Genomic DNA, 24,917 nt, shown 5'->3' with positions numbered 1-24,917 from the left:
GTTGAGATAAAGATGCAGAATAAAGAAACTTCTATATCAAAACTCGTTCAGCAGCTTGAAAAGCTTCCAGGTATTGGTCAGAAGACCGCCCAGAGACTTGCGTTTTACATCATAAATATGAAAACTGAAGATGTCAAAGCACTTGCTGATGCTATCTTGAGTGCTAAAACTAGCACAAAACTGTGCAGGGTGTGCTGTAACTTTACAGAAGATGAAGTATGTCCTATATGTAAAGACGAAAAGAGAGATAGAAGCATTATCTGTGTTGTGGAAGAGCCACAGGATGTTGCAGCGCTTGAAAGAGTAAAGGAATATAAAGGACTTTATCATGTACTCCACGGTGCAATATCCCCGCTCAAAGGTAAATACCCTGAACAGCTTACAATTGATGTTCTGTTAAAGAGACTTTCTGACCCAGCAATAAAAGAGGTTATAATTGCTACAAATCCTGATGTTGACGGTGAAGCAACCGCTTCCTACTTAGCGCGGCTTATAAAACCAATGGGTATCAAGGTTACAAGAATTGCCAGGGGTATTCCTGTTGGCGGTGACATTGAATATGCTGATGAGGTCACAATTCTCAAAGCAATAGAAGGAAGAAGAGAAATTTAGTAGTATATTAAATAAAATATTGGTGCATAATATATAAAAGAAGCTTTATAAATGGAGTAACTGTAAATTAAAATGAAAGTAGATATTTTAAATGTAGTATTAGACCAATTTGCAGATGAAGTGAACAGAGAGATGAATGTGCAAAGAATAAATGACTATGAATCTTTACTTAGATATGTAAAAGGCTTGCTCGCGTCGGCAAACACCCTTTTTAATTTCGCTTCTGACCAAGACCTTATAGAGATAGCCATCTATCAGCAAATTCTTGCTGAAAAATGGTTAAACTACCTGTATAAAGTTCTCAAGCAGAACCCTCACTAGAAAAGAGGGTTCTTTTTGTTTCTGGTTTGACATAAATTATATTTAGAAAAACCAAATTTGAGGTAATCCAAATATGAAACTTTTTGATTTAGTTATAAGATTCATTCTTACAACATGCTTTATTATCCTTTTTAATCTCTTGTGTGAACCATATGGTGTTCATATTGGATTTAACATAATAAACCTTGCGATTGGAACTTTAATAGGATTTCCCGGTTTTGCCTTGCTTTTTATTTTGGCTCTTCTTTTTAGGTAAAATATTGTATTCAGGAAGCTTAATTAATCCCTGTTTTTCCAAAACCCCAATTAAATAACCTATTAAAGAAGAAATTGGTAAAAACAAAGCAGTTATCCAGTAAGTTGTTATTATTGTATCTACTGAATGTTTATTTTTTGCAATTTCGTCTGCGTATGAGTATATTCCGATAAAAGGAGAGTTCCAAAGTCTATATACTACATTTGCCCAGTGAGAATTTAAAAATCCTTTTTCATTTAAAGAAACATGACTGGTTGCCAATATTGCTAAAATTATTGTAGGTATTGAAGCAATAACTATAGCCAAGGATCCTTCTAAAAAAGACAGTGCATTTCTTTTTTTTGCGTGAAACCTGCCACTTGAAAAATTGCCATAAATATAAAGTATACAAATGATTATACCACTTATAAACTGTGAAGTGGTACCTCTAAAAAGAGAAAAATATAGATACATAAATGCAATAAATATTACTGTTGTCAAAAAATGATTTCTTAAAATATGGAGAGCATAGAATAATATCTTTCTTGCATTCATTTGTTTTTTTAAAACCCCCTGATGTTTTTAGAGTTTTTTATTTTTTAATTATATCAGAGTTTGCAATTAAAATAAATTAGATATATACTTTTTTTATATGAGTTTATAAAAAAGGAGTGCAAAATCTGTTGGCAGTTCTTGTGACAGGCGGTGCTGGTTTTATAGGGTCGCATATTGTCGACAAGCTTATTGAAAGAGGATATGATGTATGCATTGTAGACAATCTTCTTTCTGGAAATGCTCATAATATCAATCCAAAAGCCAAGTTCTATAAACTTGACATTCGCGACAATTTAGAACAAGTATTTGAAAAAAACAAAATTGAATATTGCATACACCAGGCAGCTCAGGTGAGTGTTGCAAAGTCTATGGAAGATGTTTGGCTTGATTGCAGTATAAATGTCTTGGGCACGGTTAATCTTCTTGAATACTGTGTTAAATATAAAGTGAAAAAGTTTATTTTTGCATCCTCGGCTGCAGTTTATGGAGAACCAAAGTATATTCCAATTGATGAAAATCATCCATTAAGACCAGAATCTTTTTACGGGCTGTCTAAGCTTACTTCAGAAGAGTATGTTAGGATGTTTGCGCATAATTTTAATTTTGAATATGTTATTTTCAGATATTCAAATGTCTATGGACCACGGCAGGACCCGTTCGGGGAAGGCGGGGTTGTATCAATTTTTTGTAAACGTATGCAAAATAACAAAGATGTTGTTATATTTGGAGATGGTACTCAGACAAGGGACTTTATATATGTTGAAGATGTCGCTGAAGCAAACTGTATTGCACTGGAAAGTTCTGTGTCAGGAACATTTAATCTGAGCACTGCTAAAAATGTGTCGGTAAATGAACTATTTGAGATTATTTCTGGCTTGACAGGATACAAAAGAGTTCCAGTTTATCAGTCAAAACGACCAGGGGATATTGCACACAGCTGTCTTTCCAATAATCTTTTGAAGAATGTCTTTGGATTTTCACCACAATTTTCTCTTTTGGAGGGGTTGAAAAAGACAGTTGAATATTTTATGGCTAAATCTGTTTAACCACTTTTTATACAGGGTATCATTATATCATAATATAAAAGCATATATTTATAATGTCATTGAAAAGGGGTTGTTTGGAATATGATCAAAAGAGGTTTTAGATATCAAACAGGCGAAATTGGTGAGGTTGCAAGGCTTTTAAAAGAAGGGAATATCCCTGAGATTGATATTGATTTTGAATATGAGATTAAAGAAGTCATTAGCGACCTTAGCAGCTATGGATTTGAAGTTGCCGGGGAAGATGCGAAAAACTTTGATGCAGTTGATAAGATAGAGCATCCAGATTTTATGTTTAGATTGAAAATGGTTGAGAAATCGACAGGCAAGATTTGCTATTTGGACTTTTACGAAGGGCCAAAAGACCAAGAAGATGGTTATGATGAAATCTGGTGGGGATAATATATTAGTAGATGAATTTAGTGGTTGACACGTGCCAATTTTTGTATTACAATAGTCTATATTTAGAAAAGAGGTGAATTCATTATGGATATGTTTACGGACAATATAGTAACATTGGTAGATGAAGAAGGAAGAGAGATATCTTTTGAGATGCTTGATAAGGTCAATTACAATGGTAATGACTATATAGTCCTTCTTCCTTTAGAAGAGATGGAAAAAGAAGACGAAGAGGCTGAGGTTGTAATTCTGAGGATTGAAGACAGAGACGGTGAAGAAGTATATGTAGGTGTAGAGGACGAGGAAGAGCTTGAAAATGTATTTGAAATCTTCCAGTCTAGATTTGACGATGAAGATTTTGATATGTATGACGAAGATGAAGAATAGGTGAAAAAAATAAAGCACGACTAATTTTTAAGGTCGTGCTTTATTTTTTTATCTCAATTTGTGGTATAATGGAGTTAATTGAAATAGAATTTTTGAAAGAAGGTGACAAATTAATGAAAAGACTTATCAAAAAAGCAATCATTCCTGCAGCAGGACTTGGTACAAGGTTTTTACCGGCAACGAAAGCACAGCCAAAAGAGATGCTTCCCATTGTGGACAAGCCAACAATTCAATACATAGTTGAAGAGGCGTTAGAATCGGGGATAGAGAGCATTTTAATTGTCACAGGGCGTGGCAAAAGAGCAATTGAAGACCATTTTGACAAGTCTTTTGAACTTGAAGTTGCTCTTGAAAACAAAAAAGATTATGACAATCTTCAGCTGATAAGAAAGATAGCAGACTACAATGTCCATTATATACGCCAAAAAGAACCAAGAGGCCTTGGTGATGCAGTATACTGTGCAAGACTTTTTATTGACAATGAACCTTTTGCAGTTCTACTTGGCGATGACATCATCATTTCCGAAAAACCATGTTTAAAACAGCTAATAGAGGTGTATGAAGAGTACAGAACAACCATCTTGGGTGTCCAAAAAGTGCCAGAGGATGATGTCAGCAAGTATGGAATTATTGCAGGTAAGCAAATAGAAGATAGAATCTACAAGGTAAAAGATCTTGTAGAAAAGCCTAAAAAAGAAGAATCACCTTCGAATATTGCTGTCCTTGGAAGATATATCATCACTCCTGAGATATTAAATATCCTACAGCACACAAAAGAGGGTGTTGGTGGAGAAATACAGTTGACTGACGCTTTGAGAGAACTTTCAAAAAAAGAAGCTATGTATGCTTATGAGTTTGAAGGAAAAAGATATGATGTGGGCAACAAACTTGGGTTCCTTCAGGCAACGGTAGAGATTGCTCTTTCAAGAGAAGATATTGGTAAAGATTTTTATAACTATCTTGTTACTCTTCTAAATGCTAAGAATTATAAAGAAAAACTAAATGAGTTAGAAAAAATTTAAGATAAGTTTTTAGCCACTTCTAAATAGTGGCTTTTTTGTTATTGAAAATTAAGTCATATTTATATATAATATTGGCATAAGAATTTAATACCTGATATTAATATCAAATATTAAATCATGGTGATAAAATTATGGCAAAACTATCAAGGAAAGAAAGACACAGACTTCTGCTTCAAAGAATAAAAGAGAATCCTTTTATAACAGATGAGGAACTAGCAAGTGAGTTTGGATGTTCTGTACAGACAATAAGGCTTGACAGGGCAATTTTAGATATTAAAGAAGTCCGAGAAAGAATAAAGGATATGGCCAAAGAGAGTATATCTAAACTCAAGACAATCTCGCCGCGCGATGTTGTGGGTGAGATTATTGACATAGAGCTTGAGAATTTTGCTATTGCAACATTTGAGCCAGAGCTGTGGATGACCTTTGCCAATAGTAATATGGTCAAAGGCCAATACATCTATGCTTTTGCTGAGTCGGTTGCCATGTCTGTTATTGATGCAAAAGCAGCGTTGATTGGGGTAGCAAATATAAAGTATAAAACACCAGTTTTTGCAAATGATAGGCTTGTTGCAAGAGCAGAGCTGAAAAAGAAAAGAAACAACAAATATATAGTATGGGTATTTATCAAGAGAAATAACGAAGAAGTTTTCAGGGGCAAATTTATTCTCGTTGCTTTGAATGAAGAGATTAATTCAGCGCAATAGGAAATGGGAGTGTAGAAAAATATGAGGATTGGCATTGATGCAATGGGTGGGGATAATTCTCCAGATGCAGTTATAAAAGGTGTTGCGCTCTATTTAAATCAGAACCAAGACGATGAAGTAGTGATTTTTGGCAACAAAGACATTATTGGAAAAGAGTGTGCTCAAAAAATAAGACAGTTCAATAAAGTAGAAATAGTAGACTGCAAGGAAAAGATAGAATTTGAAGATGAGCCAGTAAAGGCAATAAGACAAAAGAAAGACTCATCTATCGTAGTGGGCTTGCAGTACTTGAAAGAAGGCGAGATTGATGCTTTTATATCAGCAGGTAGCACTGGTGCTTTAATGGCAGGTGGACTTTTAATTGTTGGAAGAATCAAAGGGATAGACAGGCCTGCCTTGACAACTCGGCTTCCCTACAAAGATGGGCAGTACCTTTTAATTGATGTTGGGTCTAACACAGACTGCAGACCAATAAATATCCTGCAGTTTGCTCAGATGGCAACAGTGTATGTAAGCAAGGTGCTTGGCAAGCAAAACCCAACAGTTGGGCTTTTGAATATAGGTACAGAAGAAAATAAAGGTAATGACCTTTCAAAACAGTCGTATGACCTTCTAAAAAGTGCAAAAAACATAAACTTTGTAGGGAATGTTGAGGCAAGAAGCTTGCCATTCTCACCACCTGATATAGTTGTGTGTGATGGATTTGTTGGTAATATAGTTTTGAAGCTTACAGAGGGGATGGGACTTTTGTTTTTTGATATACTAAAAGATATTGCAAAATCAAGTTTTAGAGCAAAAATTGGTGGACTTTTATTAAAACCATACCTTAAAAGGTTAAAAGGTAAATATGATTACAAGGAAGTAGGAGGAGCTCCTCTTTTAGGAATAGATGGAATAATAGTGAAATGTCATGGTGCATCAGATAGCCAGGCAATTTTCAGCGGAATACATCAAGCAAAGTCTTTTTATAAGAATAACATATTAGCGTTACTTAAAGAAGAAATCACAGCCGAAAGCGAGGTCTAAAAAATGAAACAGAATGTCAAGATTCTTTCAACAGGAAGATTTGTGCCCGAAAGAATTCTTTCCAACCATGATTTAGAAAAAATGGTTGAAACAACTGATGAATGGATAACCCAGCGGACAGGTATAAAAGAAAGAAGAATAGTTGACGGAAGAACCTCAACAACTGATTTAGCAGTCCAAGCAGCAAGAAATGCTATGCAAAAGGCAGGGATTTCACCGGATGAAATCGATGTTGTGATTGTTGCGACAGTAACACCTGAGATGTTTTTTCCTTCAACAGCATGCCTTGTTCAAAAAGAGTTAAAACTTAAAAATGCATTTGCTTTTGACATATCCGCTGCATGTTCAGGTTTTATATATGGTATGGCAATTGCTACTCAATTTATTCAAAACGGCTTTTGTAAAACTGCTCTTGTGATAGGGGCAGAAGCACTCTCTAAGATAACTAACTGGTCTGACAGGTCCACATGTGTGCTTTTTGGTGATGGGGCAGGTGCTGCTATTTTAACAGCTTCAAACGAAGAAGGTATTTTAGGGTTTGAGCTTGGAAGTGATGGCGAAAATGGGCTTTTACTTTACTGTCATGCGTTTGGGCTCAGTGATTTAAGCTATTCTCAGTCCAAAGATATGCCAAATTTTAGAAAAATCTATATGGACGGCAATGAGGTTTATAAGTTTGCTGTTAAAATAATGCCATACGCAGTTGAAAAAGTTTTGGAAAAGGTTGGGCTTTCTTCTTCAGATATAGATGTTTTTATACCCCATCAAGCAAATATAAGGATAATTGAGAGTGCTGCAAAGAGGCTCAAAATTCCAATGGAAAAGGTGTTTGTTAACCTGCACAAATATGGTAATACATCTGCTGCATCAATCCCAATTGCACTTGATGAGGCAATAGAAGAAGGAAAAATAAAAAAAGGTGACAAGATTGTGCTTGTTGGATTTGGGGGAGGCCTTACATGGGCATCTTGTGCTGTTAAATGGATATAGAAAGGAGAGGTATAAAAAGTGGGAAAGTTGGCAGTTATGTTCCCTGGTCAAGGTGCGCAATTTGTTGGCATGGGTTATGATTTTTATCAAAATTTTGAGTCTGCCAGAAGGATTTTTGATTTAGCAAATGAAGCTTTGGATTTCGATTTGAAAAACATTGTCTTTAATGGTCCGGAAGAGGAGCTAAAACTTACAAGAATTACTCAGCCTGCGATTCTTACAACCTCAATTGCAATATATGAAGTTGTGAAAGACAAACTGGAACCTAAAGCTGTATTTGGTCAGAGTTTAGGTGAGTACTCTGCTCTTGTTGTATCTGGTTGTATTGATTTTAAAACTGCTGTGTGGCTTGTTTCAAAAAGAGGAGAATATATGCAAAATGAGGTGCCTGAAGGTGTAGGAGCAATGGCAGCGGTTTTGGGCTTGTCAGTAGAAGATGTAAAAGAAGTCTGTAGAATAGCAAAAGAGAAGGGAGTTGTTGAGATTTCCAATATTAATTCACCTGAACAGACAGTTATTTCCGGAGAAAAACAAGCTGTTTATTTTGCAATGGAGATTGCAAAGCAAAAGGGAGCAAAAAGATGTGTGGAACTTAACGTTTCTGCGCCATTTCACTGCAGCCTTATAAAAGGTGCAGGAGAGAAACTGAAAAAACATTTATTAGAAATTGACATAAAAGAACCGCAAATCCCTGTTGTATCGAATGTTACAGCAGATTATATGAAAAAAGAGGATATAATAGACCTTTTAGAAAAACAGGTTTATACTACTGTAAACTTTCTTGGATGTGTAGACAGGCTTTTGGAAGATGGGTTTGATACATTTGTAGAGATAGGACCTGGAACCACTTTAAGTGGTCTTGTAAAGAAGATAAAAAAGGATGTTAAAATTATAAACATTAACAAGGTTGAAGACATGAATAATCTTTAACTTTGCGTTCATAAGATTCTGTTGTAGGAGGATTTTAAATTATGGAACTTTTGAAAGATAAAGTTGCGCTCATCACAGGCGCTTCAAGGGGAATTGGAAGAGCAATCGCTTTAAAGTTTGCTCAAAACGGAGCAAATGTAATTATTAACTATTCGTCGAGTCAGTCCCAAGCCGAAAATTTAAAAGAAGAGATAGAGAAAATAGGAACAAAAGCAATGATAATAAAATGCGATGTTTCAAATTCTGATGAGGTAAATCAGATGTTTTCACAGATAGAAAAGGAGTTTGGAAGGCTTGATATACTTGTTAACAATGCTGGAATTACAAAAGATGGACTAATTCTTAGAATGAATGAGGAAGACTTTGATAAGGTTATTGCAATAAATTTGAAAGGAGCGTTTTTGTGCGCAAAGGCAGCAGCTAAAATGATGGTAAAACAACGGTTTGGCAATATAATTAATATATCCTCTGTTGTAGGAATTACAGGCAATATTGGTCAGGCAAATTATGCAGCGTCCAAAGCAGGAATAATAGGTCTTACAAAGTCTCTTGCAAAAGAACTTGCGTCCCGCAATATCAGAGTAAATGCAATAGCACCAGGCTTTATTAAAACTGACATGACAGAGGTTTTGAGTGATAAGGTAAAAGAGACCATGCTTTCTTCCATCCCACTTGGTCGATTTGGCGAGGCTGATGAGGTTGCAAACGTGGCACTTTTTCTTGCCTCAAGCCTTTCATCCTATATTACTGGGCAAGTTATTGTTGTTGACGGTGGGATGATTATGTAATAATATTCTTAAGTAGGGCGATTATTAAAAATACAAAATTTTTGGAGGTGTTTTTTGTGAACAGCGAAATTTTTGAAAAGGTAAAAAAGATCATAGCAGACAAACTTGACATTGAAGAAGACAAGATAACACCTGAATCTTCCTTTTTGGACGACCTTGGTGCAGACTCACTGGACATTGTTGAGCTTATCATGGAACTTGAAGAAGAGTTTGGCATTGAAATTCCGGATGAGGATGCAGAAAAGATTAGAACAGTTGCAGATGCGGTAAAATATATTGAAGAGCATCAATAAAAAATACTTACCCCTGCTTTTAAGAATTTCAAAAGCAGGGGTAAAGTATTCAACTTTTAAATATTTGGGAGGTAAACTTGAATGAAAAGAAGAGTTGTAATAACTGGCTTAGGAGTTATATCCTCTTTGGGATTTGATATAGATACATTCTGGAATTCCATTAAGAGCGGAAAAAATGGGATTAAGGTTGTAGAGAAATTTGATATTTCAAGCTTCCCTACAAAAGTTGCTGCAGAGATTGTGGATTTTGACCCTACAAATTACATAGACAAAAAAGAAGCACGAAGAATGGATAGGTTTACACACTTTGCTTTAGCGGCAACAAAACTTGCACTTGAAGATAGCAAACTCAATTTAGAAAACATTGACAAGACAAATGTTGGTGTGGTAATAGGAAGTGGTATTGGGGGAATTGAGACATTAGAAGAGCAGGCAAATATCTTGAGAGAAAAAGGACCATCAAGGGTAAGTCCGTTCTTTGTTCCGATGATGATAGCAAACATTGCAGCAGGACATATTGCAATAACGTATGGGTTCAAAGGTATAAATGAAACCATTGTTACAGCATGTGCTTCATCTGCACATGCAATTGGAGAAGCATTTAGAATGATTCAGCAAGACTATGCTGATGTGATAGTCACTGGCGGGTCTGAGGCGGCAATCACTCCACTTTCATTTGCAGGTTTTTGTGCTATGAAGGCGATGTCAACAAACCCAGATCCAAATTCTGCCTGCAGACCATTTGATAAAGATAGAGACGGTTTTGTTATGGGCGAAGGTGGAGCGATACTTATTTTAGAAGAGCTTGAACATGCAAAAAAGCGAGGAGCTAAAATATATGCTGAAGTTGTGGGATATGGTGCGTCAGATGATGCATATCACATTACAGCGCCTGACCCAGAAGGAGAAGGGCCTATGCTTGCAATGCAAAAAGCAATAAAAGATGCAGCAATATCTCCTGAAAAAATAGATTATATAAACGCTCACGGCACCTCTACACCTTATAATGATAAATACGAAACCCTTGCAATTAAGAAGGTATTTGGAGAACATGCATATAAACTTTCAATAAGCTCCACAAAGTCTATGACAGGTCACTGGCTTGGCGCTGCAGGTGCAGTGGAAACATTGATAACTGCATTGGCAATATATAACCAATTTGTTCCACCCACAATTAATTATGCTACCAAAGATGAAGAGTGCGATTTGGATTATACTGTTAACCAGGGCAGAGAAAGGCCTATAGAATATGCTATGACAAACTCTTTTGGTTTTGGAGGTCACAACGCAGTTCTTGTTCTTAAAAAATACGAAGAATAGAAAAAGAAAGATGCCCCAATTTTAAAAAAAGAAATTGGGGCATTTTGTATTTGTTAATAAAAGATTTTTGACGAAAGGGGAAAGCAGAAGTAAGGATGGAAGAAATAGAGAAAGCTTTGGGATACAAATTCGAGGATAAAAATCTGTTGAAGCTTGCGCTTACTCATAAATCAGCAACGCATAGTAACAAAAACTGCTATGAGAGACTTGAATTTCTTGGTGATGCAGCTTTAGAACTTGCTGTGAGCAAATATTTGTATGTTTACTTTCCTGAGCTTTCTGAAGGTGAGCTTACAAATATAAGAGCTGCAGTTGTGTGCAGTCAGACATTATCTAAGGTTGCAGAAAAACTAAATCTTAAAAATCATATAATTTTTGGGAAACGCGAAAAAATGGAAAAATTTCATGAGAACAAATCAATTTTAGCAGATGTACTTGAAGCATTATTTGGAGCAATTTTTATTGAATCTGGCTTCGATACAGTTGAGAAGATTATTGTTAATCTGCTTAAACCTTACATTCAAAAAGCTGTAGCAGGCAAGCTTTTTTACGATTACAAAACAAAACTTCAAGAGATTGTACAAAGGGAAGGGCAAAAAAAGATTGTGTACAAAGACTGCGAGATACTTGAAAAGAAATATTTCAAGTCAGAGCTTTTCATAGAAGGGAAAAAGGTTTCTGAAGGATACGGAACCTCAAAAAAAGAAGCTCAGCAGGATGCAGCGTATAAATTCTTGCTTGAAATGGGGGAGCAAGAGGAGTGAAACAGAGGATTTTGCCCATATTTATTCCTCAGTATGCCTGTCCTTTTAACTGTATATTTTGCAATCAAAAAATAATATCTGGAGAAAAAGAAGAGGTAAGCTTGGACAGGATAAAAAGGCAGATTGAACAAGGGCTTAAAATTAATTCAGATGAGCATGTTGAGCTTGCATATTATGGTGGCAATTTTACTGCCATCGATATAGATTTTCAAAAAAAATTGCTTGAACTTGCTAATAGTTTCAAGAAAATAAAGAGTATTCGGATTTCCACAAGGCCGGACTGTATTGATGAGGAAAGATTAAGATTTTTAAAACTCTACAATGTAAAAACAATAGAACTTGGAATCCAAAGCATGTTTGACGATGTTTTAAATGCGTGCGCGAGAGGACACACTGCTCAGCATAGCAAAAATGCAATGGCAATGATAAAAAAGTTTGGGTTTTTACTTGGGGTTCAAGTTATGGTGGGGCTTCCAAAATCAACACTTGAGAAGGATATTGAAACGGCAAAGATATTGACCAGTTTTTCACCAGACATTGCAAGGGTTTATCCAACTCTTGTCATAGAGGGTACTTATCTTGCAAAAATGTACCAAAGAGGAGAATATGAGCCTCTTTCTTTAAACGAGGCAGTAGAAAGATGCAGTCAGATAAAATCTATATTTATAGAAAAGGGTGTAAATGTTATTAGAGTTGGGCTTCAGCCAACAGAAGAGATAAATTACAATGCAAAAGTTTTGGCAGGACCTTTTCATCCTTCATTTGGGGAGCTTGTAGACTCAGAGATAATATTTAGAAAGGTTGTAGAAAGATTACATGGCAAAAAGTATTCTAAAATCTTGTTTATGGTACATCCTAAGAACTACTCAAAATTGGTAGGACAGAAAAAAAGCAATATCACAAGGTTCAAACAACTTTTTTCCCATGCTGAAATTGAAGTATTATGTAACAGCGAGCAGGTTGGCAGGATAAAAATAATTACAGAGTCTAATGAGACAGTAGTTGATATTAGCAGACTTTGAGAGTATTTAACATAGATTTAACATTGATTTTAATTTGATTTAACATTAGTTGTGTAAAATCATAATATGAAGAAAGAATAAGGGTAAAAATAATATGTAAAAAATTATAATGGGGAGTGGAAGAATGTTCAAAAAATCTTTTGCTCTTGTAGTTGTATTATCTCTTTTGAGTTTACTTCTTTTTGGATGCAAAAATGTGGGAAATGAAGCTCAGAAATCTAAAAATTCGATTACGGTTGCGGGTTCAACCTCTGTTCAGCCATTAGCAGATGATTTAGCAAAGGCGTTTATGGAAAAGCACCCAGACACCAAAATTGAAGTCCAGGGCGGAGGTTCTGGTGTTGGGATAAAATCAGCCAGAGACGGTGTTGCCGATATTGGTACATCTTCAAGAGAGCTAAAACCAGAAGAGAAGGGTCTTCATGAATATAGAATAGCAATAGATGGAATTGCAGTTGTTGTGCATCCTTCAAATCCAATTGAGAATCTTACAATAGATCAGATAAGAGATATATATATAGGAAAAATAAAAAATTGGAAAGATGTTGGAGGCAAAAACGCAGAGATTGTTGTTGTCACTCGTGAAGAAGGTTCGGGCACACGAGGTGCCTTTCAAGAACTTGTTATGGGTGGCAGTTCAATTTCTGATTCTGCAGTTGTTCAGCCATCAACAGGTGCTGTGAAACAGTCTGTTTCGCAAGACCCTAATGCAATAGGATATATCTCAATGGGTGTGTTGGATTCAAGTGTAAAGGCTGTAAAAATAGAAGGAGTGGAAGCTACAGAGGACAATGTAAAAAATGGCATGTATAAACTTCAAAGACCTTTTCTGTTTTTGACCAAGGATGAACCAAAAGGTCTTGTAAAAGAATTTATTGATTTTACTTTAAGTGAAGAAGGACAAGCCATTGTAAAAAAACACCATTATATCAAAGTGAAGTAGTATTTTATTGTAATGGGGTGTAAGATTTATTATGCCTAAGAAGAAAAGTGCCATAGAAATGGTTTTGTTTGTAGCTGCTGCTATCTCGGTAGTTTCTGTGCTGCTCATCACCATTTTTATCTTTAAAGAAGGTTTTGCAATCATAAAAGAGTATGGACTTTGGAATTTCATTTTGGGCAGAAAATGGGCACCTTTGAGTGGCAAGTTTGGAATTTTTCCAATGATTTTAGGTTCGGTTTATGTTACGTTGGGAGCAATTATAATAGGGGTGCCAATTGGTGTTGCAACAGCAATATTTTTAGGTGAACTTGTAAGTGAAAAGATATCAAGATTTGTAAGACCATTTGTTGAACTATTGGCAGGAATTCCCTCTGTGATATACGGTTTTTATGGGCTTGTTGTTGTGGTTCCTTTGATAAGGAAATATTTAGGTGGGTCTGGTTTTTCTATTTTGGCATCTTCTATAATTTTGGGAATTATGATTTTGCCAACGATTATAAACATCTCAGAAGTTTCAATAAGGTCTGTACCAAGAGAGTATAAAGAAGGGTCTTTAGCCCTTGGTGCAACTCACTGGCAAACAATTAAGGGGGTTATTTTGCCTGCTGCAAAGTCTGGAATCATTGCTTCAATAATTCTTGGCATGGGAAGGGCAATTGGCGAGACAATGGCTGTTATTATGGTAGCAGGCAATAGTCCAAAAGTACCAAATAGTATTTTGGATCAGGTAAGAACCTTGACAGGAAATATAGCAATTGAGATGGGGTATGCGTCTGGTAAACATGCTCAGGCACTTTTTGCAACTGGAATTGTTCTTTTTGTAATTATTATGATTTTAAACACGATTGCAAATGTAATTGCAAGAAGAGTTGGTGAAGAGAAATGATAAGAAAGAATAAAGTTATACAGGGCATTGTATTTTCTATAATTGGACTTTTTACGATAATCACCATGATAATATTAATTGTTATAGTATTTCACATTATTTCTAACGGACTAAAAGGTATAAGTTTGAGTTTTATTCTTCAGTATCCTGAGGAGATGGGTAAAAGCGGAGGAATATTTCCTGTTATTGTAGGAACTTTGTATGTAACCTTGCTTGCAGTCATAATTGCGACACCAGTAGGGGTATTAGCAGCAATTTATTTGACTGAATACGCCAAAAAAGGAAAAGTTGTTGAGCTTATTAAATTTGGTACAGAAACCTTAGCTGGAATACCTTCTATAATTTATGGACTTTTCGGATTTGCATTTTTTGTAATTGCACTTGGATTTAGATGGTCCATTTTATCAGGTGCACTTACACTTTCGATAATGATTCTGCCTACCATTATACGAACTTCAGAAGAGGCTATAAAAACTGTTCCGATATCTTTCAGAGAAGGTAGCCTTGCACTTGGTGCAACAAAGTGGCAGACAATAGCTAAGGTTGTTGTTCCACCTGCGATGCCTGGGATATTGACAGGAATTATTTTGGGTGTGGGAAGGGCAATAGGTGAGACTGCAGCAGTGCTGTTAACAGCTGGAAGTTCGCTAAATTTCCCCACAAGCATATTTAGTCCAACGCGAACCATGTCCGTTCATCTTTATATTCTGTCTTCAGAAGGGCTTTCAAAATTAAATTCATATGCTACTGCGACATTGCTTATTGTAATTGTGTTTGTAATAAATACATTTGCAAACATGATAATTCGAAGGTATAACAGAATTTTGGGAAGAGGATAAATTAAAGAAGGAATTTTTAAAATGGTGTAGAATTATATATAGTAGACAATTTGTTTTGTGTTTAAATAATGTCACAACATCATATTCAGGAGGTATAAAAAAGGATGGAAGTTCTAAAAGTTGCAGCAACGTCAAAACCACAAAAAGTGGCAGGAGCTCTGACTGCAGTTATAAAGGAAAAAAGAGTTGCTGAGCTTCAAGCAGTTGGAGCAGGTGCTGTAAACCAAGCTGTCAAGGCTATTGCAATTGCAAGAGGGAAAGTAGCGCCAAATGGTATTGATTTGATTGTAATACCTGCGTTTTCAGAGATTGATATCGACGGTGAAGAAAGAACGGCAATAAAGTTTATAGTCCAAGCAAGATAAAAAAGGAGACTTTTTAAAGTAGGCAGGTAGAATAAACTACCTGCTTTCTTTATTGGCTCTATGTCAATAGTTGGGGTGGGTGTTCTGAATACCTACCTTTCAGTTTAATTAAGCATGTGTTTAATTACAACAATAACAATTATATCTATAACAACTATTAGATTTCATGCAATTTAGCATTTAAAACCATACAATGACAAGGCTAATACTACCACAATAGTAGCAATTCGTCCAAAATGAGATGAGAGAGGTGTTGAAAGTGAATGATAGGAAAATTTTCTCTTTAATTATTTCTTTAATAACAATACTGATTTTGTGCAGCACAATAATTATTGCTATTAATGTAAAAAGTAATCAACAATTAGATAATGAACAGGAAATAAAGAAAACAGTAATAGGGGCTTTAGAGTTAGAAAAGGAAATGCTTTGCTATCCTGCAGAATATACAAAATCCCCTGACATACAGATTCCTCAAGAAGTTGTTAATAAAAAATTAAAGGAAATTTCTCAAGCATGTGAAAAGTATTATAGTAATAAATACGGCTGGATGGCAAATAGATTGGAAGTTTATAAGAATGCTGTACTTGCTGATGCATATCCCTCTTCATTTAAACCTGTTGAACACAAAATGACCGATATAAAATTTTTAGAAATAAAAATCGATGGAGACAAAGCAACAGTTGTTGTAGACGTATTTGGTGAATATAAATCTGTAGGTTTGGCTTTTGATAGTGATAAAATACCACCTTCTGAATTGAATGAAATAAGTAATGCTAAAGGTTATAAAATGTCACCTGAAGAACAGAAAAGGTATATCGAAAAAGCTGAGAAATTACCAAAAAAAATACGTGAGTATAAAGTAAAATTTGGTGAACGGTATGGTTTCAACTTAACAAAAGAAAACGGAGAGTGGAAAATAACTTCAGAAACTTTCAATTTTCTCCCTGGGTATGAGCCCTAAAAATTACAAAAATATAATATTTAATATAAAAATTGAGAGGGGCTATCCAAAAAAGACAAGTGGATAGCCTCTTTTAGTTTATCTTAAATAATTGTTTTGAACAGTAATGTAGAATTATCCCTATATTTTTGCTAAAATAATTGTTGTTTTAATCTTTATGGGGGAAGATCTGGGATGTACATAAAATGGCTTGAAATCTATGGTTTTAAGTCTTTTTGCGAAAAAACAAGAATTGAACTTCAAAAAGGAATTACAGCTATTGTTGGACCTAATGGATGTGGAAAGAGCAATATTACTGATGCAATAAGGTGGGCTTTGGGCGAGCAGAGTTTAAAAATTTTGCGTGCAGCAAAACAAGAAGACCTTATTTTTGCCGGCACAGAAAAAAGAAAATCTCAGGGTTTTGCTGAGGTTTCTATATGTTTTGATAACTCAAACGGGATTCTTCCCATTGATTATCAAGAAGTTGTGATAACAAGAAGGCTTTTTAGAAGTGGTGAGAGCGAATTTTTTATAAACAAAACTCCTTGCAGATTGAAAGATGTATATGAACTTTTTCTTGACTCCGGGCTGGGAAAAGACGGATATTCTGTTATATCTCAAGGTAAGGTTGACGAAATAATAAATGCGAGGCCTGTTGAGAGGTATAGGATTTTTGAAGAAGCGTGTGGAATTACAAAGTATAAGTACAGAAAAGAAGAAACAGAAAGAAAGCTTAAAACCACAGAGGAGAACATTCAAAGACTTCAAGATGTAATGTTTGAACTGAGCACACAGCTGGAGGAAATTAAGCCTGATGTGCAAAAAGCAAAGATATATCTTCAAATAAATCAAAAACTTCAGAGTTTGAAAAAAGAAAAGTATGTTTATGAGTATAACTTGACAGGCAGAAGATATAATGATTTGCTCTTTAAAGAAAAGCAATTAAATGAAGAACTTGAAAAGTTTGTACACTTAAGAAAAGAATTTGAAGAAAGTATAAATCAAAGCAAGTTGCAAATGGATATGCTAAATAAGCATATAGAACAAACAAAACTATCTTATAATGATATAAAAAATGAACTTACAGAGGCTACTACTCACCTGAAATTTCTAAAAAAGCAGCTTGAAAACAAGCAGCAACTTAAGGAGGATTTATCAAGTCAGATTTTACAGCTTGAGAGGCAAAAGGAGGAATTAAAAAAGAGCATTGAGGAATTACAAAAAGGTATTTCCGAAAAAGAAGAAGAGCATAGAAGTATTTTAGAAGTTCATACAAAATTACAAAAGCAGATTGCAGCTTTAAAAGAAAATATTACAGAAGTAGAAGTAGAAATCCAAAAGAAAGAAACTGAGTTAATTGAATGCATATCCCAGATAGAAAAGTTTAACCAAAAATTAAATGGGATTTTGCATTTGTCGACTACTTTAGAAAATAGAAAAGAGAAAATAATTGAGCAGACAAATGCTATTTTAAGTGAACTTGAAAAATTGACTGTTGCACAAGATACAAAAAAATCAAAACTTATGGAATTAGATAATGAAAGGAAAAAGCTTGTTATTTTACTTGAAGATTTAAACCAGCAGATATCAGAAAAAGAGGGTCATCTTGCCAACATCAGAAATTTAGTAGATGATCTTTCAAAACAGCTGATAAAAAAGCAGGAAAGATTAAGTGTTTTAAGAATGATGGAAGAAAGTTATGAAGGATACAGCAAAACAATCAAGGAAATTTTCAAACGAGTAAAAAATCTTCCCATTTGCCTGTATGGAACAGTGGGAAGTTTGATATCTGTTAAAAGAGAGTATTTAAAAGCTATTGAAACAGCACTGAGCACTTCTTTGCAACACCTTGTTGTGAAAAATGAAGATGATGCAAAAAGAATAATAGAGATAGCAAAAAACGAAAAACTTGGTAAGGTTACAATTATTCCGGTTGATGTTATTTCGGTTTTGGCTCAAAAAGAAGATATTAATGCAGATGGTTTTTTGGGCTTTGCAGATGAGTTCGTTGATGTAAATGACGAATTGAGAAAGGTAGTAGAATTTTTACTTGGTCGTACCTTAGTTTTTGATACTATTGACAAAGCTATAGAATATCAAAAAAAGGTAGGATATAAGGCAAGGTGTGTTACACTTTCGGGAGAGCTGATTTCTCCCGGTGGAGTTTTTGTTGGTGGTGAGAAGAAAGCTGATTTTTCTCTTCTGGGAAGGAAAGTGGAAAAAGAAGAGTTGGAAGTAGATGTCAAGAACCTTTTGTCCAAGCTTGAGGAAATGGATAAATTGATTGTAGAAAGTAGCAAAGTATTGTATGATCTGAAAACTGCGAAGCAAGAAGCGGAAGAAAACTTAAATGATTTATTGTCGAAAATGAATGAGCTTGAAAGAGAAATTGATATGTATGACTACAAAATAAAACAGCTTGCCCAAAACAAAGATGCTTTAGAAAACGAAAAGAATTTGATATTTGAGCAACTCATAACACTTGAATATGACATAAAGTCTTCGCAGGAAAATTTAAAAAGTCTAAAGAAATCAAAAGAAGAATTGGAAAAAGATACCTCAAATCTTAAAACTGTCTTGAACAAACTAAAAGAAGATTATAATATTTTGGATAGTAAATTTACTAAAGCGATAGAAGATAAGAACAAAATTGAAGCAGAAATTTCTATATTGAACCATAAGCTTGAAACTCAGAGCTACAGCATGGCTGAAGTGGAAAATAGAAAAATACGTTGTTTTAATGAAAAAGAAAAATGTGAAAAGGAGATAAAAGATATTGAGGAACAGATTTATCACACTTCTGCAGAGATTGAGGAGAAAAAGAAAAAGGTAGAAGAGTTTAAGAGCAGTTTACAGTCGTTTGACAAAGATTATTTAGAACTTTCTGAGCGATACAATTCTGAACAAAAAAGGTTAAGTGAAACTTTAAGTAAAATTCAAGAGATAGAAAAAAAACTTGGACAAATTGCTCTTGAAAAGCATGATCATGAAAACTACATGAAGAATATAAAAGAAAAATATTTTGAAACATTTAATGAAGAAATCCATACTTCAAATAGAGAAATTTTTTGGTCAAAAGAGAAGGAAGATGAGCTTGAAAGGTGCACAGCAGCGCTTTCTGAACTGGGGGAAGTAAAGTTATATTCAATCGATCAGGAGAAAAGACTACAGGAAAGAATGCAATTTTTGCAAAAACAGATTGAAGATTTGCAAAAGACAACAGATGAGTTAAAAAGACTTATTAGTCATCTTGAAAAAAATATGAAAGAGATATTTTTAGAAAACTTTGAAAAAATAAAGAGTTTGTTTTCTGAGATATTTTTTGAACTTTTTGGCGGAGGAAGTTGTGATTTAAAGCTCATAGGTCAGGATGGAGAACTTGGTGTAGATATTGATGTTAAGCCTCCAGGCAAAAAACTCCAAAATATAAATCTTCTTTCGGGTGGAGAAAAGGCTTTAGTAGCAATTGCACTTTTGTTTGCCTTTTTGACGTTTAAAGGTTCTCTTTTGTGCATATTAGACGAGATAGATTCAAGCTTGGATGAGGCAAATGTTCAAAGGTTTGCCCAGTATATAAAGAATTTAAATAGCCAGAGCCAAATCATTATTGTTACCCACAGAAAACCCACAATGGAAATTGCCGACATTCTATATGGTGTTACAATGGAAGAGCGCGGTGTTTCAAAAATTTTATCGTTGAATATAGAAAAAATACAGAAAGGATGATAGAAGATGGGATTTTTTGATAGACTTAGAGAAGGTCTTTCAAAGACCAAAAAGAATTTTACTGAAAAAGTCGAAAGCTTATTAAAATCATTCAAGCAAGTAGACGATGAACTTTTTGAAGAACTTGAAGAGATTTTGGTACTCTCAGATGTTGGTGTTAAAACATCTCAAAAAATAATAGAAAATCTTAAAGAAAGAGTTAAGAAAGAAAAAATTTCTGATAGCCAGGCTATAAAAGAAATTTTAAAAGAAGAGATGCTCAATATTATTGATCTTGAAAACAAATTAAATGAAGAGTATCCCCTCATAATCCTGATGGTTGGCGTAAACGGTGTGGGTAAGACAACATCCATAGGTAAAATTGCAAATCTTTTAAAATCAAATGGTAAAAAGGTTTTAATTGTGGCAGCAGACACATTTAGAGCAGCAGCTGCAGAACAGCTTGAGATTTGGGCAAAAAGGGTTGGGTGTGACATTATAAAGCATGTGGAAGGTGCAGACCCGGCAGCTGTTGTGTTCGATGGTATCCAAGCAATGAGGGCAAGAAAAGCTGATGTTTTAATAGTAGACACGGCTGGAAGACTTCATACCAAGAAAAACTTGATTGAGGAGCTAAAAAAGATTAACCGGGTGATAAATCAGCAAATGCCAGAAGCCAACAAGGAGACTTTGCTTGTAATTGATGCAACAACCGGTCAAAATGCGCTAAATCAAGCAAAAGAATTTAACCAGGCAGTCAATATTTCTGGAATTGTACTTACAAAGCTTGATGGTACAGCAAAAGGTGGTATCGTAATTTCCATCTGTGATGAGCTCAAGATTCCGGTAAAGTTTGTAGGTGTGGGTGAAAAGATAGATGATCTTCAGTATTTTAACGCAAAAGAATTTGTAGATGCTCTTTTTGAAAACTAATAAAAATCAATAAGGCTGGGTAAATAGCCCAGCCTTTTATGCATCTTCGTAAAGATAATCCTCTATCTTTTCTAAATTTTTGATCCAGATCTCTTTTCCCCAAAAATCAATTAGTCCATCTTCTTTCATTTTTATAAGCTCTCTTGAAAGTGAAGGCCTTTGCACATTAAAAATTTTAGCAAGCTCTTGCTTTGTCAAATTAAGTTTTAATTTTGTAGTTTTTTGTTTTTTGTACTCTTCAATTAAAAAATTACAAATCTTTTGTCTCAAAGTAGAGAGGGTATTTTCTTTAAGTTTAGTGTTCAAGAGAAGGATTCTATCTGAAAGAAGGTTTAAAAAGTTGTGTAAAAACTTTTCGTTCTTTTTGCACATCTCAATTATGGCATGCTTTGGAATAAATATAACCTCTGTTCTAGTCTTTGAAACAATTGTCGCAGGAAAACTGTTTGCCGAAGAAAATATGGCAGCTTCACCAAACGTATCGCCTTGTGACAATGTAGTTATGGTATATTCTTTACCTGAGACAGAGCTTTTCTTCACTTCGACCATTCCGCTAAGTATAAGTCCTATAAAGTTACATTCGTCACCTTCAAGTACAATTACCTGGTCTTTTTCAAAATCCTTTTTAAGAATATGAAAGGAATCTAATATCTCTTTTATTTCGCTTTGGTCCATCATCTTAAACAGCTTGCTTTGACATACCTTTTCATACTGCATTTGTTTTTCACCTTCTTTAAAATGCATATAAAACTGTAACATATGTTACCGCAAATATATTCTAAACCATATAAAATATAATTGCAAGTAAACAGAGAGGGATGATTGAAAATGATAAGAAAAATTGTAAAGATCAACGAGGAAAAGTGCAATGGGTGCGGACTGTGTGTGAATGCTTGTATTGAGGGTGCGATTGAGCTTGTAAATGGCAAGGCAAAACTTGTCAGTGAAGAATACTGTGACGGACTTGGTAACTGTCTTCCTGTTTGTCCAACAGGGGCAATTGAGATAGTTGAAGCTGAAGCAAAACCATTCAATGAAAAGGCTGTGGAAGAAAGACTTGAACAGAAAAAACAGCGTGAGCAGTTTTCATGTATGTGCCCTGGTTCTCAGGAGAGAGTAATTGAAAGAAGTAGCACAAATCCAGTTTCAGAGGGAAAAAATCAAAAGGTAGAAGAGACCAAAGAAGAGTTTTCTGAACTTGTTAACTGGCCGGTACAGCTAAATCTAATAAATCCTTATGCAAAGTTTTTTGATAACGCGCATATACTCATTGCTGCTGACTGTGTTGCCTATGCATATGCGTCTTTCCACAGAGATTTTATGAAAGGAAAAGTGACAATAATAGGATGTCCGAAGCTTGACAATATTGAATATTACTATGAAAAAATCTTAGAAATTATTCAGAATCATAACATAAAGAGCATCACAGTTGTCAAGATGGAAGTCCCTTGTTGCAACGGTATTGCAAGCATAGTTAAAAAGGCCATGCTTCAGGCACAGAAGATTTTGCCGTATCAAGAGGTAACAATTACCACCGATGGTGGTATAAAAGAATAATTTTTGGGTAAATAGAAATTGATAATATTTTAGGAGGTGCTATATTGTGATGATTCAAACTGATATGTTTTGTTTCCAATGCGAGCAGACAGCAGGTGGGAAAGGCTGCACAAAGGTAGGTGTTTGTGGGAAAGACAGCAGAGTTGCTACACTTCAGGATTTGCTCTTGTACCAGCTAAAAGGCATTGCATACTTGGGCAGCAAAATTTTAGCTGAAGGAAAAAAGATTGACGAAGGTACAACCAAATTCATGATGGATGCTCTATTTTCTACCCTTACAAATGTAAATTTTGATGAGAAAAGATTTGTAAGGTATATTCTTGAAGCAGACAGCGTGAAAGAAAATCTAAAAAATCAAATTTCAAACTTAGATAATCTACCGGCTGCCGTTTACTATCGACCACCAGAAGATGTTGAAAAGATGATAACAGATGGGAAAAAGGTTGGAATTCTGGCAGATGACATTGATGAGGATATCAGGTCTTTAAGAGAGCTCCTTATTTATTGGCTTAAAAGGAATGGCTGCATATGCTCATCATGCATATAGGCTTGGCTACAAGGATGATGATGTGAACAATTTTTTCTTTACGGCGCTTGCAAAAACGCTGGACAGTAACTTGTCAACAGATGAGCTTTACAACCTTTGTATGGAACTTGGAAAGAAGAATTTTAGATGTATGGAAATTTTGGACAAAGCTCACACTGAGACTTTTGGTCATCCACAGCCAACAGAAGTTTTGATTTCCAAGAAAAAAGGACCATTTATAATTGTCTCTGGACATGATTTGAAAGACTTAAAAGAACTTTTAGAGCAAACAGAAGGAAAAGGAATAAATATCTATACACACGGTGAGATGCTTCCTGCACATGGTTATCCAGAGCTAAAGAAATATAAACATCTTGTTGGTAATTATGGTGGTGCATGGCAAGACCAGCAGAAGGAATTTGACGGCATTCCAGGTTGTATCTTGATGACCACAAACTGTCTACAAAAACCACGCGATAGTTACAAAGACAGAATATTTACAACGGGTGTTGTCGGGTTTGATGGTGTTGCACACATTGAAGAAGTAAATGGCAAAAAGGATTTCACACCAATTATTCAAAAGGCATTAGAACTTGGTGGTTGGCAGGAAGACGAAGAAGAAAAGAAAATCCTTGTTGGATTTGCTCACAATACTGTGCTTGGTGTTGCAAACAAGATAATTGAGGCTGTAAAAAGTGGTCAGATCAAGCATTTCTTCTTAATTGGTGGATGCGATGGTGCAAAGCCAGGTAGAAACTACTATACAGAGTTTGCTGAAAAAACTCCAAAAGACACACTTATTTTGACGCTTGCATGTGGAAAGTATAGATTCAATAAAAAAGACTTTGGTAGAGTTGCTGAATTTCCAAGACTTTTAGATGTTGGTCAGTGCAACGATGCATATTCTGCAATCATCATTGCAATTGAACTTGCAAAGGCTTTTGGAGTTGATGTAAATGAATTGCCGCTTACACTTGTCCTTTCGTGGTTTGAACAAAAAGCAGTAGCGATACTTTTGACACTGCTATTCCTTGGTATTAAAAACATCTACTTGGGTCCATCACTGCCAGCATTTGTTTCACCAAATATTCTGCAGGTACTTGTTGAGAGATTCAATATAAAACCTATTTCAAACCCAGAGAATGATTTGAACGAAATTTTGTCAAAAAAATAAGTAAAGTGAGACGGAAGGCAGGGCTGTGCAAAAAAACACACAGCCCTGCTTTTTTATTATCTCAAGGTGCATAATGGAAAAGTCAAACTTGCAATTTATATAAGCTCGAGCTTTTAAAATTTAGAATAATCAATGGGTTAGTAACATACAGAAAAATTTAATTGAAATATATTGACATACAAATTTCATTTTGCTATACTAAAAAAAGAAGTTAAACAAAGCAGGGATGGTTTTTATAAAAACAAAATGACCAAGGGGCAGGTAGAGGCAAAAATCAGCGAGGCGGTAAGCAAGTTTAGAGTATATGGGCAGAGGACCAAAACAAATAAAAACTATAATTACAGAGGACATTATTGTAGTAAGACTAATTGGTTTTTTGAGTCCTACAGAAAAAAAGCTTGCACAAACTAAGGAAGGCATTGAACTTATCAAAAAGGTGAGAGCAACTTTGTTTGAGAATGCAAAAGATGATTTGGCAAACTTAATAAAACAGGTAATTGATGTTGATATTGCGGGCATCTACTCAGATGTGAACACAGTAAATGGTGAAAAAGTAATTGTAATAACCCTAAATGAAAACTTAGAAAAAAAATTAAGTCAGTAAAATTTGGCAGACCAAGCAAAGGGCCAAT

Annotated in this window: 26 protein-coding genes and 2 pseudogenes; 26 read left to right on the top strand and 2 right to left on the bottom strand. The window is 35.0% G+C overall.

What is annotated here, in order from left to right; all coding sequences use genetic code 11:
* The first annotated feature begins 12 nt into the window (after nt 1-12).
* The 3 genes from recR (at nt 13) to COB47_RS11970 (ending at nt 1,189) form a co-directional block, all read left to right on the top strand.
* Nucleotides 13-612 carry a recombination mediator RecR gene (gene recR, locus COB47_RS06990; protein WP_013290676.1) on the top strand — a complete coding sequence of 200 codons (600 nt, stop codon included), beginning with the start codon at nt 13-15 and terminating at the stop codon, nt 610-612.
* Between the two features lie 72 nt (nt 613-684).
* On the top strand, nt 685-933 hold the full coding sequence (locus COB47_RS06985) for a hypothetical protein (RefSeq protein ID WP_013290675.1): 249 nt from the start codon (nt 685-687) through the stop codon (nt 931-933).
* A 73-nt stretch (nt 934-1,006) separates the two neighbouring features.
* Nucleotides 1,007-1,189 (top strand): pro-sigmaK processing inhibitor BofA family protein, encoded by a 183-nt coding sequence (locus COB47_RS11970; RefSeq protein WP_013290674.1) that lies wholly within the window; start codon nt 1,007-1,009, stop codon nt 1,187-1,189.
* Here the strand turns inward: COB47_RS11970 and COB47_RS06980 are convergent.
* Nucleotides 1,133-1,723, bottom strand: coding sequence for a hypothetical protein (locus COB47_RS06980; RefSeq protein WP_013290673.1), 591 nt, complete (start codon nt 1,721-1,723; stop codon nt 1,133-1,135). The two genes, COB47_RS11970 and COB47_RS06980, sit on opposite strands and share 57 nt — an antisense overlap.
* Before the next feature lie 128 nt (nt 1,724-1,851).
* Here COB47_RS06980 and COB47_RS06975 point away from each other — a divergent pair, with 128 nt between their 5' ends.
* The 20 genes from COB47_RS06975 to ftsY all read left to right on the top strand — a co-directional run bounded on the left by COB47_RS06975 (nt 1,852) and on the right by ftsY (nt 21,028).
* Nucleotides 1,852-2,769: an NAD-dependent epimerase/dehydratase family protein gene (locus tag COB47_RS06975; protein ID WP_013290672.1), complete on the top strand. Its 918-nt coding sequence runs from the start codon at nt 1,852-1,854 to the stop codon at nt 2,767-2,769.
* 81 nt (nt 2,770-2,850) lie between these two features.
* A complete protein-coding gene (locus tag COB47_RS06970; RefSeq protein WP_013290671.1) occupies nt 2,851-3,168 on the top strand; it encodes a hypothetical protein in 318 nt (105 codons plus the stop codon).
* 84 nt (nt 3,169-3,252) lie between these two features.
* On the top strand, nt 3,253-3,552 hold the full coding sequence (locus COB47_RS06965; RefSeq protein ID WP_013290670.1) for a DUF1292 domain-containing protein: 300 nt from the start codon (nt 3,253-3,255) through the stop codon (nt 3,550-3,552).
* 113 nt (nt 3,553-3,665) lie between these two features.
* Complete coding sequence (gene galU / locus COB47_RS06960; RefSeq protein ID WP_013290669.1) at nt 3,666-4,574, top strand: UTP--glucose-1-phosphate uridylyltransferase GalU; 909 nt, start codon at nt 3,666-3,668, stop codon at nt 4,572-4,574.
* A gap of 128 nt (nt 4,575-4,702) precedes the next feature.
* A complete protein-coding gene (gene fapR / locus COB47_RS06955) occupies nt 4,703-5,281 on the top strand; it encodes a transcription factor FapR (protein WP_167317450.1) in 579 nt (192 codons plus the stop codon).
* 21 nt (nt 5,282-5,302) lie between these two features.
* On the top strand, nt 5,303-6,307 hold the full coding sequence (gene plsX, locus COB47_RS06950; RefSeq protein WP_013290667.1) for a phosphate acyltransferase PlsX: 1,005 nt from the start codon (nt 5,303-5,305) through the stop codon (nt 6,305-6,307).
* A gap of 3 nt (nt 6,308-6,310) precedes the next feature.
* Nucleotides 6,311-7,297, top strand: coding sequence for a beta-ketoacyl-ACP synthase III (locus COB47_RS06945; protein WP_013290666.1), 987 nt, complete (start codon nt 6,311-6,313; stop codon nt 7,295-7,297).
* Nucleotides 7,298-7,315: 18 nt separating this feature from the next.
* Nucleotides 7,316-8,227 carry an ACP S-malonyltransferase gene (fabD, locus tag COB47_RS06940; RefSeq protein WP_013290665.1) on the top strand — a complete coding sequence of 304 codons (912 nt, stop codon included), beginning with the start codon at nt 7,316-7,318 and terminating at the stop codon, nt 8,225-8,227.
* Nucleotides 8,228-8,268: 41 nt separating this feature from the next.
* Nucleotides 8,269-9,015, top strand: a complete 747-nt coding sequence (gene fabG, locus COB47_RS06935) for a 3-oxoacyl-[acyl-carrier-protein] reductase (RefSeq protein WP_013290664.1) — start codon at nt 8,269-8,271, stop codon at nt 9,013-9,015.
* Nucleotides 9,016-9,071: 56 nt separating this feature from the next.
* Nucleotides 9,072-9,308, top strand: a complete 237-nt coding sequence (locus COB47_RS06930; RefSeq protein WP_013290663.1) for an acyl carrier protein — start codon at nt 9,072-9,074, stop codon at nt 9,306-9,308.
* An 81-nt stretch (nt 9,309-9,389) separates the two neighbouring features.
* Nucleotides 9,390-10,628 (top strand): beta-ketoacyl-ACP synthase II, encoded by a 1,239-nt coding sequence (gene fabF / locus COB47_RS06925; RefSeq protein WP_013290662.1) that lies wholly within the window; start codon nt 9,390-9,392, stop codon nt 10,626-10,628.
* Between the two features lie 95 nt (nt 10,629-10,723).
* Nucleotides 10,724-11,392, top strand: a complete 669-nt coding sequence (rnc, locus tag COB47_RS06920) for a ribonuclease III (RefSeq protein WP_013290661.1) — start codon at nt 10,724-10,726, stop codon at nt 11,390-11,392.
* Complete coding sequence (locus COB47_RS06915; protein ID WP_013290660.1) at nt 11,389-12,414, top strand: elongator complex protein 3; 1,026 nt, start codon at nt 11,389-11,391, stop codon at nt 12,412-12,414. The genes rnc and COB47_RS06915 overlap by 4 nt, the downstream gene beginning before the upstream one ends.
* A 124-nt stretch (nt 12,415-12,538) precedes the next feature.
* Nucleotides 12,539-13,357, top strand: coding sequence for a phosphate ABC transporter substrate-binding protein (locus tag COB47_RS06910; protein ID WP_013290659.1), 819 nt, complete (start codon nt 12,539-12,541; stop codon nt 13,355-13,357).
* A 31-nt stretch (nt 13,358-13,388) separates the two neighbouring features.
* Nucleotides 13,389-14,243: a phosphate ABC transporter permease subunit PstC gene (gene pstC, locus COB47_RS06905; RefSeq protein WP_013290658.1), complete on the top strand. Its 855-nt coding sequence runs from the start codon at nt 13,389-13,391 to the stop codon at nt 14,241-14,243.
* Nucleotides 14,240-15,082, top strand: coding sequence for a phosphate ABC transporter permease PstA (pstA, locus tag COB47_RS06900; RefSeq protein WP_013290657.1), 843 nt, complete (start codon nt 14,240-14,242; stop codon nt 15,080-15,082). The genes pstC and pstA overlap by 4 nt, the downstream gene beginning before the upstream one ends.
* Before the next feature lie 104 nt (nt 15,083-15,186).
* Nucleotides 15,187-15,447, top strand: coding sequence for a stage V sporulation protein S (locus tag COB47_RS06895; RefSeq protein ID WP_013290656.1), 261 nt, complete (start codon nt 15,187-15,189; stop codon nt 15,445-15,447).
* Nucleotides 15,448-15,706: 259 nt separating this feature from the next.
* Entirely contained in the window at nt 15,707-16,408 is a 702-nt protein-coding gene (locus COB47_RS06890) for a hypothetical protein (protein ID WP_013290655.1), read from the top strand.
* A 174-nt stretch (nt 16,409-16,582) separates the two neighbouring features.
* Nucleotides 16,583-20,116, top strand: a complete 3,534-nt coding sequence (gene smc, locus COB47_RS06885) for a chromosome segregation protein SMC (RefSeq protein ID WP_013290654.1) — start codon at nt 16,583-16,585, stop codon at nt 20,114-20,116.
* A gap of 6 nt (nt 20,117-20,122) precedes the next feature.
* On the top strand, nt 20,123-21,028 hold the full coding sequence (gene ftsY, locus COB47_RS12125) for a signal recognition particle-docking protein FtsY (RefSeq protein ID WP_013290653.1): 906 nt from the start codon (nt 20,123-20,125) through the stop codon (nt 21,026-21,028).
* A 36-nt stretch (nt 21,029-21,064) separates the two neighbouring features.
* Here the strand turns inward: ftsY and COB47_RS06875 are convergent, their stop codons facing one another.
* Nucleotides 21,065-21,745 carry a Crp/Fnr family transcriptional regulator gene (locus COB47_RS06875; RefSeq protein ID WP_013290652.1) on the bottom strand — a complete coding sequence of 227 codons (681 nt, stop codon included), beginning with the start codon at nt 21,743-21,745 and terminating at the stop codon, nt 21,065-21,067.
* A gap of 111 nt (nt 21,746-21,856) precedes the next feature.
* Between COB47_RS06875 and COB47_RS06870 the strand changes: the two genes are divergently transcribed.
* The 3 genes and pseudogenes from COB47_RS06870 to COB47_RS06860 all read left to right on the top strand — a co-directional run bounded on the left by COB47_RS06870 (nt 21,857) and on the right by COB47_RS06860 (nt 24,889).
* Nucleotides 21,857-22,585 (top strand): ATP-binding protein, encoded by a 729-nt coding sequence (locus COB47_RS06870; RefSeq protein ID WP_013290651.1) that lies wholly within the window; start codon nt 21,857-21,859, stop codon nt 22,583-22,585.
* A gap of 49 nt (nt 22,586-22,634) precedes the next feature.
* Nucleotides 22,635-24,285 (top strand): annotated as a pseudogene (gene hcp, locus COB47_RS06865) (hydroxylamine reductase).
* A 246-nt stretch (nt 24,286-24,531) separates the two neighbouring features.
* Nucleotides 24,532-24,889: pseudogene (locus COB47_RS06860) on the top strand (DUF2294 domain-containing protein).
* Nucleotides 24,890-24,917: the final 28 nt, after the last annotated feature.

The organism is Caldicellulosiruptor obsidiansis OB47 (genome assembly GCF_000145215.1).
In the GTDB taxonomy this organism is placed as follows: domain Bacteria; phylum Bacillota; class Thermoanaerobacteria; order Caldicellulosiruptorales; family Caldicellulosiruptoraceae; genus Caldicellulosiruptor; species Caldicellulosiruptor obsidiansis.
The sequence above is the reverse complement of the archived record's forward strand: the minus strand, read 5'-3'. Positions and strand labels throughout refer to the sequence as shown.

Bases quoted from the DNA above. Each gene is read 5' to 3' on its own strand.
- plsX (WP_013290667.1), top strand. From the start codon at position 5,303: ATGAGGATTGGCATTGATGCAATGGGTGGGGATAATTCTCCAGATGCA.
- fabF (WP_013290662.1), top strand. From the start codon at position 9,390: ATGAAAAGAAGAGTTGTAATAACTGGCTTAGGAGTTATATCCTCTTTG.
- COB47_RS06870 (WP_013290651.1), top strand. From the start codon at position 21,857: ATGATAAGAAAAATTGTAAAGATCAACGAGGAAAAGTGCAATGGGTGC.
- COB47_RS06875 (WP_013290652.1), bottom strand. From the start codon at position 21,745: ATGCAGTATGAAAAGGTATGTCAAAGCAAGCTGTTTAAGATGATGGAC.
- COB47_RS06965 (WP_013290670.1), top strand. From the start codon at position 3,253: ATGGATATGTTTACGGACAATATAGTAACATTGGTAGATGAAGAAGGA.
- smc (WP_013290654.1), top strand. From the start codon at position 16,583: ATGTACATAAAATGGCTTGAAATCTATGGTTTTAAGTCTTTTTGCGAA.
- COB47_RS06945 (WP_013290666.1), top strand. From the start codon at position 6,311: ATGAAACAGAATGTCAAGATTCTTTCAACAGGAAGATTTGTGCCCGAA.
- fabG (WP_013290664.1), top strand. From the start codon at position 8,269: ATGGAACTTTTGAAAGATAAAGTTGCGCTCATCACAGGCGCTTCAAGG.
- COB47_RS06910 (WP_013290659.1), top strand. From the start codon at position 12,539: ATGTTCAAAAAATCTTTTGCTCTTGTAGTTGTATTATCTCTTTTGAGT.
- rnc (WP_013290661.1), top strand. From the start codon at position 10,724: ATGGAAGAAATAGAGAAAGCTTTGGGATACAAATTCGAGGATAAAAAT.
- ftsY (WP_013290653.1), top strand. From the start codon at position 20,123: ATGGGATTTTTTGATAGACTTAGAGAAGGTCTTTCAAAGACCAAAAAG.
- COB47_RS06980 (WP_013290673.1), bottom strand. From the start codon at position 1,723: ATGAATGCAAGAAAGATATTATTCTATGCTCTCCATATTTTAAGAAAT.
- COB47_RS06970 (WP_013290671.1), top strand. From the start codon at position 2,851: ATGATCAAAAGAGGTTTTAGATATCAAACAGGCGAAATTGGTGAGGTT.
- COB47_RS11970 (WP_013290674.1), top strand. From the start codon at position 1,007: ATGAAACTTTTTGATTTAGTTATAAGATTCATTCTTACAACATGCTTT.
- pstC (WP_013290658.1), top strand. From the start codon at position 13,389: ATGCCTAAGAAGAAAAGTGCCATAGAAATGGTTTTGTTTGTAGCTGCT.
- COB47_RS06895 (WP_013290656.1), top strand. From the start codon at position 15,187: ATGGAAGTTCTAAAAGTTGCAGCAACGTCAAAACCACAAAAAGTGGCA.
- recR (WP_013290676.1), top strand. From the start codon at position 13: ATGCAGAATAAAGAAACTTCTATATCAAAACTCGTTCAGCAGCTTGAA.
- pstA (WP_013290657.1), top strand. From the start codon at position 14,240: ATGATAAGAAAGAATAAAGTTATACAGGGCATTGTATTTTCTATAATT.
- galU (WP_013290669.1), top strand. From the start codon at position 3,666: ATGAAAAGACTTATCAAAAAAGCAATCATTCCTGCAGCAGGACTTGGT.
- COB47_RS06985 (WP_013290675.1), top strand. From the start codon at position 685: ATGAAAGTAGATATTTTAAATGTAGTATTAGACCAATTTGCAGATGAA.